Origin of the sequence: Leifsonia sp. 71-9 (genome assembly GCF_001898805.1) — a bacterium.
Classification (GTDB): Bacteria; Actinomycetota; Actinomycetes; order Actinomycetales; family Microbacteriaceae; genus Leifsonia.
The window spans coordinates 177,748-195,360 of the sequence record NZ_MKVJ01000003.1; the positions used below are offsets into that span (position 1 = coordinate 177,748).

Sequence of the window (17,613 nt, forward strand, 5' to 3'; positions counted from 1 at the left end):
CGGCATGACTGCCGGTTCCGAATCCATCCCCGTCGGATCGCTCTGGGAGCGGACGACCGACCGGCGCTGTGTCGTCGTCACCGGCCGCGTCGACCTGGGCTACGGCATGTCGGACGTGTACTGGGCGGGCACGGGAGGCTACATCGGCACCGGCCGGTGCGGCTCGCACGTCTGGCTGTCCCGCTACCGTCCCGCCGAGGCGGAGGGCTCGAGCAGCTGAAGCGTGCGGATGTACCAGCCGGCCTGCGCCGGGCTCCACCAGGTGGTGATCGAACCGGTCTGCACGGTCGGGTAGTACCAGCCGGACGAGTACTGCGCCGCGATGTCGTCGAGCATCGCGCGCGCACCGGAGGTGTCGCCCATCAGGGCGGCGGCGTACGCCATCGGGGTGGCCGCCTCCGCCTGGCCGAGCTGGTTCGACCGCCAGCCCGGCCAGCGGGCGGTGATGGCGGCCCAGGAGTCCGCGGCTCTCGCGTCTCCGGCCGGCACCACTCCGAAGTCGACCGGGAAGTACTGGGCCATGCTCTGGGCGTAGAAGGCGCCCGAGAGGGTGGGGGTGACCGAATCGTGCCAGCTCCAGAGGCTCGTCTGCGCGTTCCACTGCTTGGCGATGATCGCGGCTCGGGTCGTCGCGGCCCATGATCCGTAGGTGGTGGCCTGCGCGGTGCGGCCGAGGGCGCTCTCCAGCGCTGCGAAGTCGCGCAGGCCGGCGTAGACCTCGGCGTTGTCCATGAGGTAGGCGACGTTGTAGGTGAAGGTCGCCTGGGTCAGTCCGGAGGCCTTCCGGATGCCGGCGGGGGAGGATCCCAGCAGGTTCGCGACGTGCTCGTACGCTCCGATGCGGGAGACGAGCGTGCTCTTCGCGGCTGCGTCGCCGTCCTTCCACAGCTGGGCGACGACCATGAGGGTGGTCGCCGCGTAGCTGTCGACCGAGTCGTACGAGCCGGTCGAGACCTCTGCGCCCTTCACGATGGCGTAGTCGTCGATCGTGTAGCGTCCGCCGTCCGCGGTCGGCGCCGTGTTGAGGTGCGCGTAGACCCAGTCGACCCACCGCTCGGCGGCGGTGACCGAGGCGGGCGATCCCTCGGCGAGCAGGCCGAGAGCCGCGTAGTTGCCGAAGTAGGGATTCACGCCGCCGCTGCCGTGCAGGATCGCACCGGTGGAGCGCTGCTGTCCGCGGATCATGGCGGCCTGCGTGGCCATCCGTGCCGCGATCGAACCCGCGTCCCAGCCGTCGGCCGTCGTGCCCGCTGCGCTCGCCGTCCCCGCTGCGCTCGCCGCTCCGGCCGTGACCGGACCGAGCACCAGCGCCAGCCCGACCGCCGCCGCCAGCACGGCCGTGGATCTCTTCGACATCATGTTCGCCTCCTCGGGACCCCGATTTATTGCTCAAACTACGGTGCGGAATCCGGGAGCCGAAGGGCGATTCCCGCCAGCGGTACTTAACTTTTGGGAGCGGCTACTTAACGCGCTCGACGGTCTGATTAGCGCGGCGCCTAGGCTGGAATAATGCCGCACCTCCGTATCGCCGACGTCGACGTCTACGAGGAGGTCGCCGGTGCCGGCGACCCCGTCCTCCTGCTGCACGGCGGGTTCTGCTCGCTGGAGTCGCTGCGGGCGCAGAGCGACGCGCTCGTCGCCGACCATCGCGTCTTCGCCTTCGAGCGGCCGGGCCACGGTCGCTCGGCGGACGTGGAGGGCGAGTACAGCTACGAGCGCGGGCTCGCCGAGACGGTCGCCTATCTCGACGCGAAGGGCCTCGACCGGGTCGACGTCATCGGCTACAGCGACGGAGCCATCCTCGGACTGCTGCTCGCGCTGCGGCATCCCGAGCGCGTGCGGTCGCTCGTCGCGATCAGCGCCAACCTCGACCCGTCCGCCTTCACGCACTCGCCCGAGGCGGCGGACGCCGTGGTGCTCGAACCTCTGGGGCTGCCCGCGCACGTCGCCGACGCCGGGGAGCCGGAGCCGGACGCGGAGCGCATGCACTACGACCGGCTCTCGCCCGACGGGCCGGAGCACGCCGACGTCGTCCTCGCGAAGCTGTTCCGGCTCTGGACCTCGGAACCGCGCATCGATCCGGCCGAGCTCGGCCGGATCGCCGCCCCCACCCTCGTGATGTCCGGGGACCGCGACACCATCCGCCCGGACCACAGCCTCCTGATCGCGTCGTCGATCCCGGGCGCGCAGCTCGCGATCGTGCCGGGCGCGACGCACGGGCTCGTGGCCGAGCGCCCCGAGCTGATCGCCGCGATCGTGCGCGGGTTCCTCGACGGGGTACGGCTCGGCGAGGCGCGGACGTCCGGGCGCCCGCAGGACTGAGCGCCCGGACGCACGCGGTCAGTCCGCCTGCGGAGCCTCGACGTCGACGATCCAGGTGACGCCGAACCGGTCGGTGAGCATCCCGAAGCCGGCGCTCCATGCCGAGGCCGCGAGGGGCTCGACGATGGTCGCGCCCTCCGCCAGGGCCGCCCAGTAGCCGGTCGCCTCGTCGAGACTGCCGGCGCGGACCGAGACGAAGAACGGCTGGTCCGTGATCGTGGCGCCGTTCTCGCGCCGCGTCCCGCCCGCGAAGGCGTCCGTGCGGCCCGGGATGTCGTACGCCATGACGCGGAAGCCGTTCTGCGCCTGCAGGGCGCCGAAGACGACCTTGCCGGCGTCGGGCAGCTCGGCCGGCATCCCGAGCTCGCCGTAGGTCGTGGCGAAGACCTGGCCGCCGAAGACGCCCTGGTAGAAGTCGAGCGCGGCCCGCGCCGTGCCGGGGAAGTTGAGGTGGGTGATGGTCGTGAGCATGAGTCCTCCTGATCGGTGATCGCGGCGCCGTCGGCCCGCAGAACCGATGCTCACCGCAGTGGAGGACAATTAGCGTCCTCGACTGCGAGCAGAATGGACCCGTGATCGAGACCTCGTCGCGGCTGCTCGCGCTGCTGTCGCTGCTGCAGACGCGCCGCGACTGGGCGGGCCGCGCCCTCGCCGAGCGGCTCGACGTCACCACCCGGACCGTCCGCCGGGACGTCGATCGGCTGCGGGAGCTGGGCTACCGCATCGACGCCGTGATGGGGCCCGACGGCGGCTACCGACTGGCCGCCGGCTCGGAGCTCCCGCCGCTGCTGCTCGACGACGAGCAGGCCGTCGCGATCGCCGTCGCCCTTCAGAACGCGCCCGCGAGTGGAGCGGACATCGCCGAGGCCGCCGAGCGGGCGTTGCTCACGGTGCGGCAGGTCATGCCGTCCCGGCTGCGGCACCGGATCGACGGCGTGCGCTTCACCGGCGCGAGCCCCGCGGTACGCGTCGACCCCGCCGTGCTCGAGACGGTCAGCGAGCACGTGCGCCTGCACCGCACCCTCCGCTTCGACTACGGCGACGGGCAGCGGGATGCTCCGCCGCGCCGGGCCGAACCGCACGGCCTCGTCGCCCGCGGCGGCTTCTGGTACCTCGTCGCCTGGGACGTCGACCGTGACGACTGGCGGACCTTCCGCCTCGACCGGCTGTCACCCCGTATCCCCTCCGGCCCGTCGTTCGCACCGCGCGCCGTGCCGACCGGCGACGTCGACACGTTCCTCTCGACACGGTTCAAGGGCGCGACGGAGGCGGACCGCTGGCCCTGCGTCGGCCGCGTCGAGATCGACCTTCCGTTGCGGGAGGTCGCGCCGTGGGTGGGCGACGGCGAGGCCGCCTCGCTGTCGGACCGGACGACGCTCGTCACGCTCGGGTCATGGTCGTGGACCGGCCTGCTGGCGTCGGTGCTGCGGTTCGACGCCCCCTTCCGCATCGTCGAGCCGCCCGAGCTCGCGGCGGCGGCGGAGGAGCTGGCGGCCCGATTGGCGGGATCGCACGGACCGCTCTCCGCCCGGAATCAGCCCTGATTGCGGGCTTGCCCCGCCGCTGCAGCACACGGAAACTATACGAATGCATGGGGATGGGAATGCGGGGGTGCGTGTCGATGCCGTTCAAGCGAGTCGCTGAGGAGATGCGCGACATCTACGCGAACGCGATCGCGCAAGCCGTCCACGACGGCGACACCCCGCCGCCCGACCTCGTCGCCTCCTGGGCGTTCTACGACGCCGCGCTGCGGGAGGGGCGGACGGCGGTGCTGCTGCGGGACCGGGCGACGGCGGATCCCGCCGAGGACGCCGGCCGGCCGGACGGCCGCTGAACCTCACGACCCGGGTCGTGCCGTCATTCGCGCACCTCCGCGCACCGGCACGACGTGGCGATCTTCGCGCCCCACTCGAGCGCGGCCTCTCGCGACGGCAGCTCCCGCACGCGGAATCCGCCTCCCAGCTGCTCCATCGCTGGGGATCGTGCAGTTCGGGATCGCCTACAAGAACCCGTGCGCGCGACACGGCCCCGTCCCGGCGGAGGCGTTCGACCGCCTGAATGGCGGGATCGTCACCGAGGAGCGGTCGCTCTGGCCGATCGGCAGCGTCTGCGTCTGGGCTCGGGCCGACCCGGACGGGCAGGTCACGGAGGCGACGGTCCGCTCGCACGTGGGCGATTACGGCACCTCTCTCGTGACCTACGGTCTGGCTGCGGGTGGCCTCGTATCGTTCATCTCCGGAGTGATTCCCGCGTCCGTCTACGCCCGCGACCGCCGCAGCAGCCAGACGAAGTAGGGCGCCCCGACGAGGGCGATCATCAGGCCGGCGGGCAGCTGCGAGGGTGCGATCAGGGTGCGGCCGAGGGTGTCGGCGACGCAGACGAGCAGCGCGCCGAGCAGCATGGCGACCGGGATGGTGCGGCCGTGGCGCGCTCCGACCAGGCCGCGGGCGAGGTGCGGGGCGATGAGGCCGACGAAGCCGACGACGCCCACCGCCACGACGCTCACGGCGGCGAGCACGGCGGCGATGGCGAGCACCGTGACGCGGGTGCGCTCCAGGCGGAGGCCGAGGATGCGCGGGGTGTCGTCGTCGACGGCGAGCAGGTCGAGGCGGCGGCGCATCCCGAACAGCACGGGGACGGCGATCAGGAGCGCGACGGCGACGGGCGCCACATCGGGCAGGGTGCGGCCGTAGGTCGTGCCCGAGAGCCAGGTGAGGATGCGCGGGGTCTGCCACGGGTCGGCGCGAAGCAGCAGAAAAGCGGTGATGGCGGTGAGGCCGTATCCGCAGCCGATGCCGACCAGGACGAAGCGGTCGGGCAGGAGGCCGCCGCGCCAGGCGAGCAGGGCGATCAGCCCGAAAGTGGCGAGGCCCATCACGACGGCCATGACGATGAGCAGCGGTCGCCCTCCGGCCATCCCGGACGTCACGACGATGACCGCGCCGAGGCCCGCCCCGGCGGTGATGCCGAGGATGCCGGGTTCGGCGAGCGGGTTGCGCACGGTGCTCTGCACGACGCAGCCGGCCAGGGCGAGCGCGGCTCCGGCGAGGGCGGCGGCCAGGATGCGCGGGAGGCGCTCGTCCAGGGCGCGGGCCACGAGGTCGGGGGCTCCGCCCTGCAGCCAGAGCGCGATGTCGCCGGTGCGCAGCCAGAGGCTTCCGGCCAGCATGCCGATCACGGCCGCGGCGGCGAGCAGCACGCCGGCGACCACGAGGACGATGACGAACCGGCGGCGGGAGCGCACGGCGATGCGTGCGCCGGGCGGCTGGCGCACCGATCCCGAGTCGCGCAGACGCATCGCCAGCGCCACGATGATCACCGCGCCGAGCGCGGCGGTCGGGATGCCGGTGGGGATGGAGGCGGCGGCTTCGGCGCCGAGGATCGCGCGGAGGGTGGCGTCGGCGAGCAGGATGAGCAGCGCGCCCATCAGGCCGGAGGCGGGGATCAGCAGCACGTGCCGGTTGAGCGACGGCACCCGCGCGGCGATCAGGCGGGTCAGGACCGGGGCGCCGAGCCCGACGAAAGCGATCGGACCGGCGACGGTCACGGCGACGGCGGTGAGCAGCACGGCGCTCACGACCGCGAGCAGGCGGGTGGAGCGGATGGGCACGCCGAGGGAAGCGGCGGTGTCGTCGCCGAGTCGCAGCACGTCGAGGCGGCGGGAGAGCAGCAGGACGAGGGCCACGACCGCGACGATCAGCGGGATGGCGCGCGTCGACGCGTCGAGGTTGAGCTGAGCGAGGGAGCCGCTGCCCCACGCGAACAGCCCGGTTGTGCGCTCCTTGAACAGGATGAGGAGCATCGCCGTGGCCGCATCCAGGGCCATCGCGATGGCCGAGCCGGCGAGGATGAGGCGGGTGGTGCCCGTGCCTGCGCCCCGCCCGGCGACGCCCAGGACGAGCGCGGCCGCGGCCAGGCCGCCGACGAAGGCGACGCCTCCCGAGGCCCAGAGCGGCACGGAGAGGCCGAACGCGGCGACGGCCGAGAGGGCGAAGTACGAGCCGGCGCTGACGGCGAGCGTGTCCGGCGAGGCCAGCACGTTGCGCGTCACCGACTGCAGCAGCGCCCCGGCCGCGCCGAGCGCGACGCCGACGGCGATGCCCGCGAGCAGGCGGGGGAGGCGGGAGCCGGTCAGCACGTCGGCGACCGGAACGCCGCCGACCGTCTCGCGCGCGCCCGCGGCGTAGCGCAGGAGGTCCCACATCCCGATCCCCGACGTGCCCTGCGTCACGTGCCACATCCCGACCAGGACGACGGCGACGAGCAGGGCGACCAGCACGGCCGCCCCGCCCGCTCCGCCACGGAGCCCCGTATCGGCGACCGGGCGCGGCCCGGTCGCGGCGATCCGGGAGGTGCTCACTGTGCGGTCACCGCGCGGTCAGCTCTGGGTCAGCGCGTCGACGTAGGCGTCGATCGCCTGCTCGTTCGAGAGCGGGCCGCCCGCGCCCCACACGCCGGCGGGGAACGCGTGCGCGCGTCCCTCCTTCACGGCGGGGAGGGAGGTCCAGATGGCGCTCTTGTCGAGCTCGGTCACATAGCTGTCGGGCGTCTTGTCGTCCGAGTAGAACAGGTTCGCGTCGCCGACCGCGGTGAGGCCCTCGATGTCGGTCTGGGCGAGGCCGTACGCCGGGTCGACGCCGCCGTTGCCGTACGCCTTGTCGATCTCGTCGGTCCAGGCGGAGGTCATCCCGAGCTGCTCGCCGAGCGCGGTGAACAGGGCGCCCTTGCCGTAGGGGCGGATCGCGACGTTGCCGCTCTCGATCCAGCCGTCGAAGAACAGGAAGCTCTTCGTCGGGAGGTCGACCTTCTCGACCTTCTTCTTGGCCGCGGCGAGGTGCTCGTCGAACTGCGCGAGGACCACGTCGGCGCGCTCGGTGCGGCCGGTCGCCTTCGCGATCATCGTGAAGACGCTCTTCATGTTGCCGATCGGGTCGGCGGCGTTCGCGCCCAGGGTGACGAGCACCGGAACGTCGCGCTTCTCGAGCTGGGTCACGATCTCGTCGTCGGCTTTGAAGCCCTCGACGATGATGAGGTCCGGCTTGGCGCCGTACAGGGCGTCGAGGTCGGGCTCGCCGCGCTGGCCGGCGTTGACGACGCCCTTCGGCAGCTTCTCCGCGCTCACGTAGGTGGTGTAGCCGTCGGGGTCGGCGACCGCGACCGGGCCGACGCACAGGGTGAGGGCGTCCTCGATCTGCTGCCACTCGAGCACCGCGACCCGCTTGGCCGGCGCATCCAGCTTCACCGTGCGGCCGACGCCGTCGGTGATGGTCACCGGGCCGGTGGAGGTGGCGGTCGTGTCGTCGGCGCACGCCTGCGAGGTCGCCTTCGGGGCGGCGGTGCTCGCGTCGCTGACGGCCGTGGTGCCGCAGGCCGTGAGGGTGAGCGCGACGGCGGCGACGGTGGCCGCCACGGTCGCGAGTCGGTGGGCTCGGATCATGGGTGGTCCTCTCTGATGGGGGATGCGGGGGACGGTGCGGGGCGGCCCGGTCGCGCAGCGTGGCGACCGACCGGGTCGATGCGCAGGCGGCCCGACCGCGGGTCGACCTCCACCTCGACGCGCAGGTCGTAGACCTCGCCGATGTTCTCCGCGGTGAGGACGTCGTGCGGGTGGCCGGCGGCGTGGATGCGGCCGTGGCGCATGAGGAGGAGCGAGTCGGCGATGCGGGCGGCATGGTCGAGGTCGTGCAGCACGATCCCGACGGCGGCGCCGTGCTCGTCGGCCAGGTCGCGCACGAGGTCCAGCGTCTCGATCTGGTAGCGCAGGTCCAGGTGGTTGGTGGGCTCGTCGAGCAGGACGACGCCCGTCTCCTGCGCGAGACAGGCCGCGAGCCAGACCCGCTGCACCTCGCCGCCGGAGAGCTCGCCCGCGGCGCGGCCGGCCATGTCGGTCACGCCCGTCGCGTGCATCGCGTGGTCGATGGCGCGGCGATCGTCGGCGGAGAGGCCGGAGAACCCGCGGCGGTACGGGTGCCGCCCGAAGGCCACGACCTCCTGCACCGTGAGGCCCTGTGGAGCCGGCCGGGACTGGGAGAACAGGGTGACCTCCCGGGCGAACTGGCGGGGATTCAGGAGGGCGGCGCGGCGATCGGTGCCGGCGGTGTCGCGCAGGTTGACGGCCCCCTCCGCGATGCGGTGCAGGCGCGCGAGCGAGCGCAGCAGGGTCGACTTGCCGCTGCCGTTGGGGCCGACGAGCGCGGTCACCCGGCCCGGCTCGAGGGTGATCGACACCCCGTCGACCACCGTGGTCGCGCCGAACCGCAGCACGAGCCGCTCCCCGCTGAGGCCGGTGGCGGCGCGCGGGAGAGGTGTGGTGGGCATAGGGGATCTCGTCCGGGAGGAGTGGGGGCGTCGGTGCGGAATCCTCAGGAGGTTAGGTAAGGATTGCCTAAGTCAGAATATGTTCGACCGACGCTGTCTGCAATCCAGACTTAAAGACACCGGATACGGGTTTCCGGACAGGGCGGCGGCTCGCCGATGATCCAGTGGTCGCAACACGCCGTGCGAGCGCGTGCTCTGGCGGCGTGTCTCGACGACTGGATGGCGGCTACGGCGTGCCGGCGTACGCGCCGGGGGTCGTGCCCATCACCCGCCGGAACGCGGCGATGAAGGTGCTGGGCTGGGCGTACCCGAGACGCTCGGAGGTCTGCTGCACATCCCATCCCTCCGCCAGCAGCGCAAGTGCGTGATGCACCCGCAGCGCCTGGCGCCACTGCACGAACGACAGGCCGGTCGTCTGCCGGAAGGCGCGCGCGATGGTCCGCTCGCTGAGGCCCAGCTGCCGCGCCCACTCCTCGAGCCCGCGGTCGTCGGCCGGATCGGCGAGCAGGGCTTCGGCGATCGCGTCGATGCGGGAGTCACCGGGAACCCGCAGGGCCAGCGGCTGCTCGGCCGGCGCGAGCACGTCGAAGACGACCGCCTCGGCCCGCGCGCGAGCGGCTGCATCGAGGTCGGTGCGCGCCAGGTGGGTGAGCAGCGACTCCAGCAGCGGCGACATCGCGATGACCGTCGGGCCGTCGAACGCGACCGGGGTGCGCTCGGGCGCGAAGAAGGCGTCGAAGAACTCGACCCCGGCCGTGAGCCGGCCGGCGTGCTCCGCGCCCGCGGGGAGCCAGAGCCCGGAGCCGTCCGAGACCGTGAAGACCCGGCCTCCGACGCGCGTGGTCATCGTGCCGCCGCGCACCCAGACGAGCTCGTGCAGCGCGTGCGCGTGCGACTCCCACTCGAGCGGGACGCGAGGCACCTCCGACTCCGCCCGGATCACCGAACCCTCGGCGGCCCCGGCCGGGATGCGCCCGGTGCGGCGCACGACCGTGTCCGGCTCCCGGCGCCACGAGCCGGAACCCGCGGCGTGTGGGGGCGCGGGCGTGGCGCCGGGTTGCGCGGGGGGCGCTGTCGTGCCGGGTTGCGCGGGTGTCGCCGTGGCGTCGGGTTGTGCGGGAATTGCCGTGGCGCCGGTTTGTGCGGGAGTTGCTGTCGTGCCGGGTTGCGCGGGTGTCGCCGTGGCGTCGGGTTGTGCGGGAATTGCCGTGGCGCCGGTTTGTGCGGGAGTCGCTGTCGTGCCGGGTTGTGCGGGAGTTGCGGTGGCGCCGGTTTGTGCGGGAGTTGCTGTCGTGCCGGGCCGCGCGGGAGTCGCCGTCGCGCCGGGCCGCGCGGAACCCGCGGCGTGCGCGGCGACAGCGGCCGAGGTGGCGGGGTCGGGGGCGGGAGGGTGTGCGGGCATCCCGACCAGCCTATGACTATGATTTACCGATGCGACAGCGCTGTCACCCCAGGGCTGGACGCGATTCGAGGAGGTAACCGGTGGTCGTGCAGGGCGGACAGCACATGGTGGTCGACGTCGGCGGAAGCCATGTCACCGCCGCCGCCGTCAGCACCGCGGCACCCGGTGGCGCGACCCTGCTGAGCCGGATCGAGCGGTCCGTCGACTCCCACGCCTCCAGCGCCGCCGTGCTCGACTCCTGGGCCTCCGCCTGCGTCGACGCCGCGGAGGCTGCGGCCATCGATCCGGGAGGCTGCGACTGGGGCCTTGCGATGCCCGGCCCCTTCGACTACGAGCAGGGCATCGGGCACTACGCCCGCGTCGGCAAGTTCGAGCGCCTCGCGGGGGTCGACATCCGTTCGGCCCTCGCCGACCGGCTGGGCGTGGGTCCCGCGCGGGTGCGGTTCGTGCACGACGCCGGCGCGTACGGCATCGGCGAGTGGAGGTTCGGGTCGCCCGCGCGCCACGCACGGTTCGTGTGCGTCACGCTCGGCACCGGGGTCGGCTCCGCCTTCGTCGACGACGGTGCGCTCGTGTTCGACCGTGCCGACGTCCCTCCCGGCGGCGAGGTGCACCGCCTGCCGTTCGACGGCCGCGACCTTGAGGACACGATCTCCACCCGCGCTCTCCTCGCCCGCTACGCCTCCCCGGACGCCGACCTCAGCGTCAAGGACCTCGCCGCCCGCGCCCGCGCCGGCGACGACCGCGCGCGACACGCGTTCGACACCGCCATGGAGGCGCTCGCCCTCGCGGTGGGCCCCTGGCTCGACGCCTTCGGCGCGACCGCCCTGGTCGTCGGCGGATCCATCTCGCGCTCGTGGGACGTGCTCGAGCGCGGCTTCCGCTCCGGGCTCCGGACGAGCGCGCCCGAGCTCGCCGCGACCCTTGACATCGCTCCCTCCCGCCTGCTCGCCGACGCGCCGCTCTACGGAGTCGCGCACCTCCTGGAGCAGTCGGCCGCCGGCCGCTGCATCACCGCACCCGCACTCCCGTAGCCGCGGCCGCAGCCGCTGCTGCCGCAGTCGCTGCGCGCCTCAAGCCACCGCAGCGAGCGCTCCCCCCAGATCGAGTCGGCGAAACACGCCGCCTGAGCAGCCGCCCCAACGGCGTGTCGCGACCACTGGATGCGTGTGGTGACCACTGGATGCGGGCAGTGACCACCGGATGCGCGCGGCGGCCACTGGAATGTGCTGCGATCTCCGGAGAGGCGCCCCGGTCGAGTCGGCGAGACACGCCGTCGGAGCACGTGCCCAAACGGCGTGTTGCGACCACTAGACGGGTGGGGTGACCACTGGATGCGTGGGGTGGTCACTGGATGCGGCAGTGACCACCGGATGCGCGCGGCGCCCACTGGAATGTGCTGCGACCTCTGGAGGACTGCCCTGATCGAGTTGGCGAGACACGCCGTCTGAGAACGTCTCCCAACGGCGTGTTGCGACCACTAGATGGGGCACGGTGACCGTTGGATGCGTTCGGTGACCACTGGATGCGTGCGGTGACCACTGGATGCGTGCGGTGACCGCTGGATGCGTGCGGTGACCGCTGGATGCGCGCGGCGGCTACTGGAATGTGTTGCGACCTCCGGAGAGGCGCCCTGATCGAGTTGGCGGGACACGCCGTGTGGGAACGTGCGCCGACGGCGTGTTGCGACCACTGGATGCGGGTGGTGACCACTGGATGAGCGGGTGGCGGCATGTCGTGACCACTGGGATGGCCAGCTCCCGCGCGTTCCCGCGGCCCACCCGCCCCCACGCATCAGCCGCGCGGGAGCCGCTCCCCCGAGCCGCGCTGCACGAGCCGGGTCGGCAGCACGATGCCGGATGGTCCCTCGTGGCGGCGGTCCATGGCGCCGAGCGCGAGGCGCGCGGCGGTGCGCCCCATCTCGACGGGGTCGTGGGCGATCACGGTCACGCCCAGCACGTCGGCGAGCTCGAAGTCGTCGAAGCCGACCAATGCCGGCCACGCATCGAGTTCGATCATGGCGCGCAGGGCGCCGATGGTGATGCGGTTGTTGCTGGTGAAGAGTGCGGTCGGCGCGTCGGGCTGCGTGAGCAGGGCGCGCGCCTCGTCGAGGGCGGCCTCGACATCGTGGGCGTCGTGGCGCACCCAGCGTCCGGGGTCGAGGGAGGCGGCGCGCATGGCGTCCTCGAAGCCGGCGAAGCGCTCGCGGTGGGTGTCGAGGCGCGAGAGATCGCCGATGAAGCCGATGGCGGTGTGGCCGGCCGCGAGGAGGTGCTCCACGGCATCCCGCGCGCCGCGCCGGTTGTCGAGCAGCACCGAGTCGGCGTCGATGCCGACGCCGGGGCGGTCGACGAAGACGACGGGGATGCCGCGGGACTGCACGCTCGAGAGGTCACTGTGGTCGGCGATGGTGGAGACGAGGATGAGCGCGCGCACCTGCCGGTCGACGAACTCGCCGATCAGCCCGCGCTCGCGAGCGGGCTCCTCGTCCGAACTGGCGACGGTGAGCTGCATGCCGTGCGAGCGCAGCTCCTGCTCGACGCCCTTCGCCACGGCCGAGTAGAACGGGTTGGCGAGGTCGCCGGTGATGAGGCCGACGAGGTTCGAGGTGAGGCCGCGGGCCAGAAGGCTGGCCGCGCGGTTGAGCTGGAAGCCGAGCTGGTGCGCGGCGTCGAGCACGCGCTCGCGGGTGGCCTCGGCGACGCGCGGCTCGCCGTTGACGGCACGGGAGGCGGTCTTGAGGCTGACGCCGGCGCGCTCGGCCACCTGGGCCAGCGTGGGCGCGGAATGCGGGCGGTCGAGATGGGGCGGCGTGGGCGCGGCTTGCGGCCGGTCGGGATGGGCCGGCGTGGCGGAACGCGGCCGCTCGGGATCGCCCGGTGTGGCGGAACGCGGCCGCTCGGGATCGCCCGGCGCGGGCTCGGATTGCGGCTGCCCGGAATCGCCCGACGTCGGCGCCGATCGCGGCCGGTCCGCATCGCCCGGCATAGCCGACCGCGGCCGCTCGGGATGCAACTCAGGAGAGGCTCCACCGGAGGGGTCCGTGGCCATGGGCGTCGCCTTCCTCGTCCTGCTGGACGCGCCGCGCGGGCCGGTTGTCGGAAATTCGTGCTTGACCGCGGTGACAGCGTAGGACAAAATCTACCAGTGACAGCGCTGTCACATGCGGGGTCACCAGAGTTCGATCTTTCCTTCACCAGCCAGGAGTCCAGCCAGAATGCTCCGCATTTCGCACAACCGGTCTGCGCATCGCGCCCGCCGCTCCCTCCTCCGCACCGCCGCCGTCGCGGCCGCCGTCGCCCTCGTGGGCTCCGGCGCCGGCCTCGCGGCACTGCCCGCCGCGGCCGCTTCGACGCCGTTCCTGTCGTCGTTCGAGACGGCGGACCCGCAGCCGCTCGCGAGCACGCCGTACGGCACGCAGACCAACGTGTCGGGCAAGGTGCCGCCGGGCAGCCTGTCGGCCTACATCGGCAACGTCACGGCTTCGGCCGAGAACGCGCCGGGGGAGACCGCGGTCAAGCTGACCGACAACAACTCCAACACCAAGTGGCTCGCGAAGGCCGCGACCGGCTGGGTGGTCTACACGTTCGCGAAGCCGACGCTGGTCACCGACTACGCGCTGACCTCCGGCAACGACTCGGCCGGCCGCGACCCCAAGGACTTCACCATCGAGGGGTCGAACGACGGCACCGTCTGGAGCCCGGTCGACGCCCAGACCGGCCAGACCTTCAGCAACCGCCAGGCGACGAACGAGTACCACCTGGCGACACCGGTCACCTTCTCGCAGTACCGGTTCACGGTGACCCAGAACAGCGGGGATGCGTACCTCCAGCTGGCCGACTGGGACCTCCGCGACGCCACCCCGGGCGCGACCCCGATGCTCTCGGTCGTCGGCGCCGGGCCGACCAACGGTTACAACGCCAAGGCGGGCGCCGGCTTCAGCGGCACCCACGCGCTCCGCTACGGCGGCAAGCACATCGCCGACGGCGCCGCCGCGGCGACGAACCTGCTCTACGACGGCGTCGGCGCGACCATCGGCACCAAGACCGAGCTCTCCTACAAGGTCTTCCCCGACCGCGGCACCGACCTCGCCGTGCCGTCGTCCTGGGTCGCCGTCGACCTCGTGCTCGACGATGGCACCACCCTGTCGAGCAAGCAGAATCTCACCGACGCCAACGGCTTCGGCGTGACCGCCCGCGCGCACGGCGAGCAGAAGTCGCTCTTCGAGAACGAGTGGAACAACATCCAGATCGACCTCTCGAGCCTGGCCGGCCGCACGGTGCAGAAGGTGCTCCTCAGCTACGACTACCCGACCGGCAGCGCGAGCACGGTCTTCTCGGGCTGGATCGACGACGTGCGCATCGGCGACGCCGCACCGGCCGCCGACGCGTCCAGCAAGGTGAAGCTCGTCGACACCCGCCGCGGCACGCTCTCGAGCTCGTCCTTCTCGCGCGGCACGAACATCCCGGCGACCGCGTGGCCCAACGGCTTCAACTTCTTCACGCCGTTCACCAACGGCGGCAGCCAGGGGACGCTGTACGAGTACCAGCGCGCCAACAACGCCGACAACCTGCCCACGCTGCAGGCCATCGGCATCTCGCACGAGCCGAGCATCTGGATGGGCGACCGCGACCAGCTGGGCATCATGCCGTCGACCTCGGGCACCCCGAACGGCGACCTGACGACGCGCGCCCTGGCCTTCAGCCACTCCGACGAGATCGCGCGCCCGGACCTCTACAGCGTCAAGTTCCAGAACAACCTCGTCACCGAGGTCACGCCGACCGACCACGGCGGCATCTTCCGCTTCCAGTTCCCGGGCACGACCGGCAGCGTGATCGTCGACCGCGTCGGCGGCACCTCCTCGCTCAGCGTCGCGGCCGACGGCACCGTCTCGGGCTGGACCGACGGGGGCAGCGGCAGCGGCGTGAGCCGGATGTTCATCTCCGGTGCGTTCGACAAGACCCCGAGCGCGGTCGGCACCGCCGCGGGCAGCCGCACCGGCGCCCGCTACGCGGCCTTCTCGACCACCGCGGGCGAGACGGTGCAGCTGCGGCTCGCGACCTCCTTCATCTCCGCCGCGCAGGCCAAGAAGAACCTCGACCTGGAGGTCACCGGCAAGAGCTTCGACGACGTCAACACGGCGGCGGCGAACGCCTGGAACGACCGTCTCGGCGTGATCGACGTGGAGGGTGCCACGGCCAACCAGCTGACCACCCTGTACTCGAACCTCTACCGCATGAACCTCTACCCGAACTCGCAGTTCGAGAACACGGGAACCGCCGGCGCGCCGGTCTACAAGCACGCCAGCCCGGTCGCCCCGCAGACGGGCGCCGCGACGGACACGGCCACGAACGCCAAGGTCGTCGACGGCAAGATCTACGTCAACAACGGGTTCTGGGACACGTACCGCACCGTCTGGCCGCTGTACTCCCTGCTGTACCCGAAGCTCACGGACGAGCTCGTCGACGGCTTCGTGCAGCAGTACCGCGAGGGCGGCTGGGTCTCCCGCTGGTCGTCGCCGGGCTACTCCGACATCATGACCGGCACGAGCTCCGACGTCGCGTTCGCCGACGCCTACATCAACGGCTCGGTGTCCACGGCGGTCGCGCTCGACGCGTACGACGCGGCGCTCAAGAACGCGACCGTGCTGGCGCCGTCGAACAACGTCGGCCGCAAGTCGCTCGACACGTCGATCTTCCTCGGCTACACGCCCGACTCGCAGGGCGAGAGCGTCTCGTGGGGGCTCGAGGGCTACATCAACGACCACGGCATCGGCCAGATGGCGGCGAAGCTCGCGGAGGACCCGGCCACGCCGGACGCCCGTCGCGCGCAGCTGAAGGAGGAGTCGACGTACTTCCTCGACCGCGCCACCAACTACGTGCAGATGTTCGACCCGGCGACCGGCTTCTTCCGGCCGAAGACCGCCTCCGGGGCCGTCTCGGGCGACGCGAGCTTCGACCCGAAGACCTGGTGGGGCCCGTACACCGAGACGAACGCCTGGAACTTCGCGTTCCACGCGCCCTTCGACGTCGACGGCCTGGCCTCCCTCTACGGCGGATCGCAGGGCCTCGTCGACAAGCTCGACCAGTTCTTCGCGACGCCCGAGGATGGCGGCGGCGGGACGATCCACGAGATGATCGAGGCGCGCGCGGTGCGGATGGGGCAGCTCGGGATGAGCAACCAGCCCTCGCACCACATTCCGTACCTCTACGCAGCGGCCGGTGCGCCGAGCAAGACGCAGGCCGTCGTGCGCGAGGTGCAGAAGCGCCTGTTCGTGGGCAGTGAGATCGGTCAGGGCTACCTGGGCGACGAGGACAACGGCGAGATGTCGTCGTGGTACATCTTCTCGGCGCTCGGCTTCTACCCGCTCCAGCTCGGCAGCGGCGACTACACGATCGGCTCGCCGCTCTTCACGAAGGCGACCGTGCACCTCGCGGGCGGCAAGTCCCTCGTGGTCAACGCGCCCGACAACAGCGACAAGAACATCTACATCGCCTCGGCGAAGCTGAACGGGCAGGCGCTCGACACGGCGTCCCTGCCGCACGACATCCTGAGCACGGGAGGCACGGTCGACTTCACGATGAGCGCCACCCCGACCTCGTGGGGCGCGCACACCAGCACGAAGCCCGTCCCGACCCCGGCGACGGACGTCACGAAGGCCGGCTACGGCACGACGACGGTGTCCGACGGCAGCCAGATCGGCGCGCTGACCGACGACAACTCGCGCAACGTGGCCACCTTCGCGACCGCGACCCCGGCCATCAGCTGGACGTCGTCGAGCGGTTCCGTGTCGGTCAACAGCTACACGCTCACCTCGCCGGCGACGGGCGCCGTCCCGACGGCCTGGCACCTGGAGGGCTCCGCCGACGGCACCAGCTGGATGCCGCTGGACACCCGCACGGATCAGACGTTCACCTGGGCCACCCAGACCCGGCCGTTCGAGCTGGCGCATCCCGGATCGTTCACGCACTACCGGCTGACGATCGACGCGACCACGACCGGCACCCCGGCGTCGCTGGCCGAGCTCGAGCTGCTCGCCACCCCCGGCACCGTCGGCGACCTCGCCATCACCCCGGCCGAGGGCGTGAAGGCCTCCGTGGGCGCCTCGGTCGGCGCGACGCTCGCCACCGTCTCCGGCGGCACGGCGAAGGCCGCGACCGACCTGACGGTGACGGCCGACTTCCACGACGGTGCCGGCCCGAAGCCGGCCGCCGTCTCGAAGACGCCGCTCGGCACCTGGGCGATCACCGCACCGCACGCGTTCGACGCGGTCGGCGAGTACGCCGTGACCATCACGGCGGGCGACGGCACCTCGCAGGTCAGCGCGGACGTGCCCGTCTCGGTCAGCCGCGACAACACGCTCGCCGGATCGTTCGACAGCACCTGCATCGGCGATGCGGGAGTCGGCGCCAACTGCGACGCGAAGGCCTGGGCGTTCAACCGCGCTCTGCTGAAGAACACCGGGTTCGTGCAGGGCACGACGGTCGCGGTGCCCGGCACCGCGCTCACCTTCGACCTGCCCGCAGCGGTGGCCGGCCAGCCGGACAACGCGACCGGCAATGGCCAGACCA

The 17,613-nt window shown here is 72.2% G+C and carries 14 protein-coding genes; 7 read left to right on the forward strand and 7 right to left on the reverse strand.

Annotated elements, in window-relative coordinates; genetic code table 11:
* Window positions 1-4 precede the first annotated feature (4 nt).
* Window positions 5-220: a hypothetical protein gene (locus tag BGO91_RS03595; RefSeq protein WP_290471500.1), complete on the forward strand. Its 216-nt coding sequence runs from the start codon at window positions 5-7 to the stop codon at window positions 218-220.
* Here BGO91_RS03595 and BGO91_RS03600 read toward each other — a convergent pair.
* Window positions 184-1,359, reverse strand: a complete 1,176-nt coding sequence (locus BGO91_RS03600) for a hypothetical protein (RefSeq protein ID WP_290471501.1) — start codon at window positions 1,357-1,359, stop codon at window positions 184-186. The genes BGO91_RS03595 and BGO91_RS03600 overlap by 37 nt on opposite strands.
* Before the next feature lie 150 nt (window positions 1,360-1,509).
* On the opposite strand from BGO91_RS03600, the gene BGO91_RS03605 reads away from it, so the two are divergent.
* Window positions 1,510-2,322 carry an alpha/beta hydrolase gene (locus tag BGO91_RS03605; RefSeq protein WP_290471502.1) on the forward strand — a complete coding sequence of 271 codons (813 nt, stop codon included), beginning with the start codon at window positions 1,510-1,512 and terminating at the stop codon, window positions 2,320-2,322.
* An 18-nt stretch (window positions 2,323-2,340) separates the two neighbouring features.
* Here BGO91_RS03605 and BGO91_RS03610 read toward each other — a convergent pair whose 3' ends face one another.
* Window positions 2,341-2,793 carry a VOC family protein gene (locus BGO91_RS03610; RefSeq protein WP_290471503.1) on the reverse strand — a complete coding sequence of 151 codons (453 nt, stop codon included), beginning with the start codon at window positions 2,791-2,793 and terminating at the stop codon, window positions 2,341-2,343.
* Between the two features lie 101 nt (window positions 2,794-2,894).
* Between BGO91_RS03610 and BGO91_RS03615 the strand changes: the two genes are divergently transcribed.
* The 3 genes from BGO91_RS03615 to BGO91_RS03625 all read left to right on the forward strand — a co-directional run bounded on the left by BGO91_RS03615 (window position 2,895) and on the right by BGO91_RS03625 (window position 4,616).
* A complete protein-coding gene (locus BGO91_RS03615; protein ID WP_290471504.1) occupies window positions 2,895-3,866 on the forward strand; it encodes a YafY family protein in 972 nt (323 codons plus the stop codon).
* 77 nt (window positions 3,867-3,943) lie between these two features.
* The gene (locus BGO91_RS03620) at window positions 3,944-4,156 is read left to right on the forward strand and encodes a hypothetical protein (protein ID WP_290471505.1); all 213 of its coding nucleotides are present in this window, start codon (window positions 3,944-3,946) and stop codon (window positions 4,154-4,156) included.
* A gap of 148 nt (window positions 4,157-4,304) precedes the next feature.
* Window positions 4,305-4,616: a hypothetical protein gene (locus BGO91_RS03625; RefSeq protein ID WP_290471506.1), complete on the forward strand. Its 312-nt coding sequence runs from the start codon at window positions 4,305-4,307 to the stop codon at window positions 4,614-4,616.
* Here BGO91_RS03625 and BGO91_RS03630 read toward each other — a convergent pair.
* The 4 genes from BGO91_RS03630 to BGO91_RS03645 form a co-directional block, all read right to left on the reverse strand.
* Window positions 4,580-6,682, reverse strand: a complete 2,103-nt coding sequence (locus tag BGO91_RS03630) for an iron ABC transporter permease (protein ID WP_290471507.1) — start codon at window positions 6,680-6,682, stop codon at window positions 4,580-4,582. The genes BGO91_RS03625 and BGO91_RS03630 overlap by 37 nt on opposite strands.
* 18 nt (window positions 6,683-6,700) lie before the next feature.
* The gene (locus tag BGO91_RS03635) at window positions 6,701-7,759 is read right to left on the reverse strand and encodes an iron-siderophore ABC transporter substrate-binding protein (protein WP_290471508.1); all 1,059 of its coding nucleotides are present in this window, start codon (window positions 7,757-7,759) and stop codon (window positions 6,701-6,703) included.
* Window positions 7,756-8,640: an ABC transporter ATP-binding protein gene (locus BGO91_RS03640; protein WP_290471509.1), complete on the reverse strand. Its 885-nt coding sequence runs from the start codon at window positions 8,638-8,640 to the stop codon at window positions 7,756-7,758. The genes BGO91_RS03635 and BGO91_RS03640 overlap by 4 nt, the downstream gene beginning before the upstream one ends.
* A 226-nt stretch (window positions 8,641-8,866) precedes the next feature.
* A complete protein-coding gene (locus BGO91_RS03645; protein ID WP_290471510.1) occupies window positions 8,867-9,628 on the reverse strand; it encodes an AraC family transcriptional regulator in 762 nt (253 codons plus the stop codon).
* Between the two features lie 494 nt (window positions 9,629-10,122).
* On the opposite strand from BGO91_RS03645, the gene BGO91_RS03650 reads away from it, so the two are divergent.
* A complete protein-coding gene (locus BGO91_RS03650) occupies window positions 10,123-11,076 on the forward strand; it encodes an ROK family protein (protein ID WP_290471511.1) in 954 nt (317 codons plus the stop codon).
* Between the two features lie 760 nt (window positions 11,077-11,836).
* On the opposite strand, the gene BGO91_RS03655 is transcribed toward BGO91_RS03650, so the two are convergent.
* Window positions 11,837-12,808, reverse strand: coding sequence for a LacI family DNA-binding transcriptional regulator (locus tag BGO91_RS03655; RefSeq protein WP_290471512.1), 972 nt, complete (start codon window positions 12,806-12,808; stop codon window positions 11,837-11,839).
* 451 nt (window positions 12,809-13,259) lie between these two features.
* Between BGO91_RS03655 and BGO91_RS03660 the strand changes: the two genes are divergently transcribed.
* Window positions 13,260-17,613 (forward strand): GH92 family glycosyl hydrolase (locus BGO91_RS03660; RefSeq protein WP_290471513.1); only part of this gene is annotated, 4,354 nt, incomplete at its 3' end.

Coding starts and splice junctions, on each gene's coding strand:
- BGO91_RS03610 (WP_290471503.1), bottom strand. CDS start 2,793: ATGCTCACGACCATCACCCACCTCAACTTCCCCGGCACGGCGCGGGCC.
- BGO91_RS03620 (WP_290471505.1), top strand. CDS start 3,944: ATGCCGTTCAAGCGAGTCGCTGAGGAGATGCGCGACATCTACGCGAAC.
- BGO91_RS03640 (WP_290471509.1), bottom strand. CDS start 8,640: ATGCCCACCACACCTCTCCCGCGCGCCGCCACCGGCCTCAGCGGGGAG.
- BGO91_RS03635 (WP_290471508.1), bottom strand. CDS start 7,759: ATGATCCGAGCCCACCGACTCGCGACCGTGGCGGCCACCGTCGCCGCC.
- BGO91_RS03605 (WP_290471502.1), top strand. CDS start 1,510: ATGCCGCACCTCCGTATCGCCGACGTCGACGTCTACGAGGAGGTCGCC.
- BGO91_RS03595 (WP_290471500.1), top strand. CDS start 5: ATGACTGCCGGTTCCGAATCCATCCCCGTCGGATCGCTCTGGGAGCGG.
- BGO91_RS03600 (WP_290471501.1), bottom strand. CDS start 1,359: ATGATGTCGAAGAGATCCACGGCCGTGCTGGCGGCGGCGGTCGGGCTG.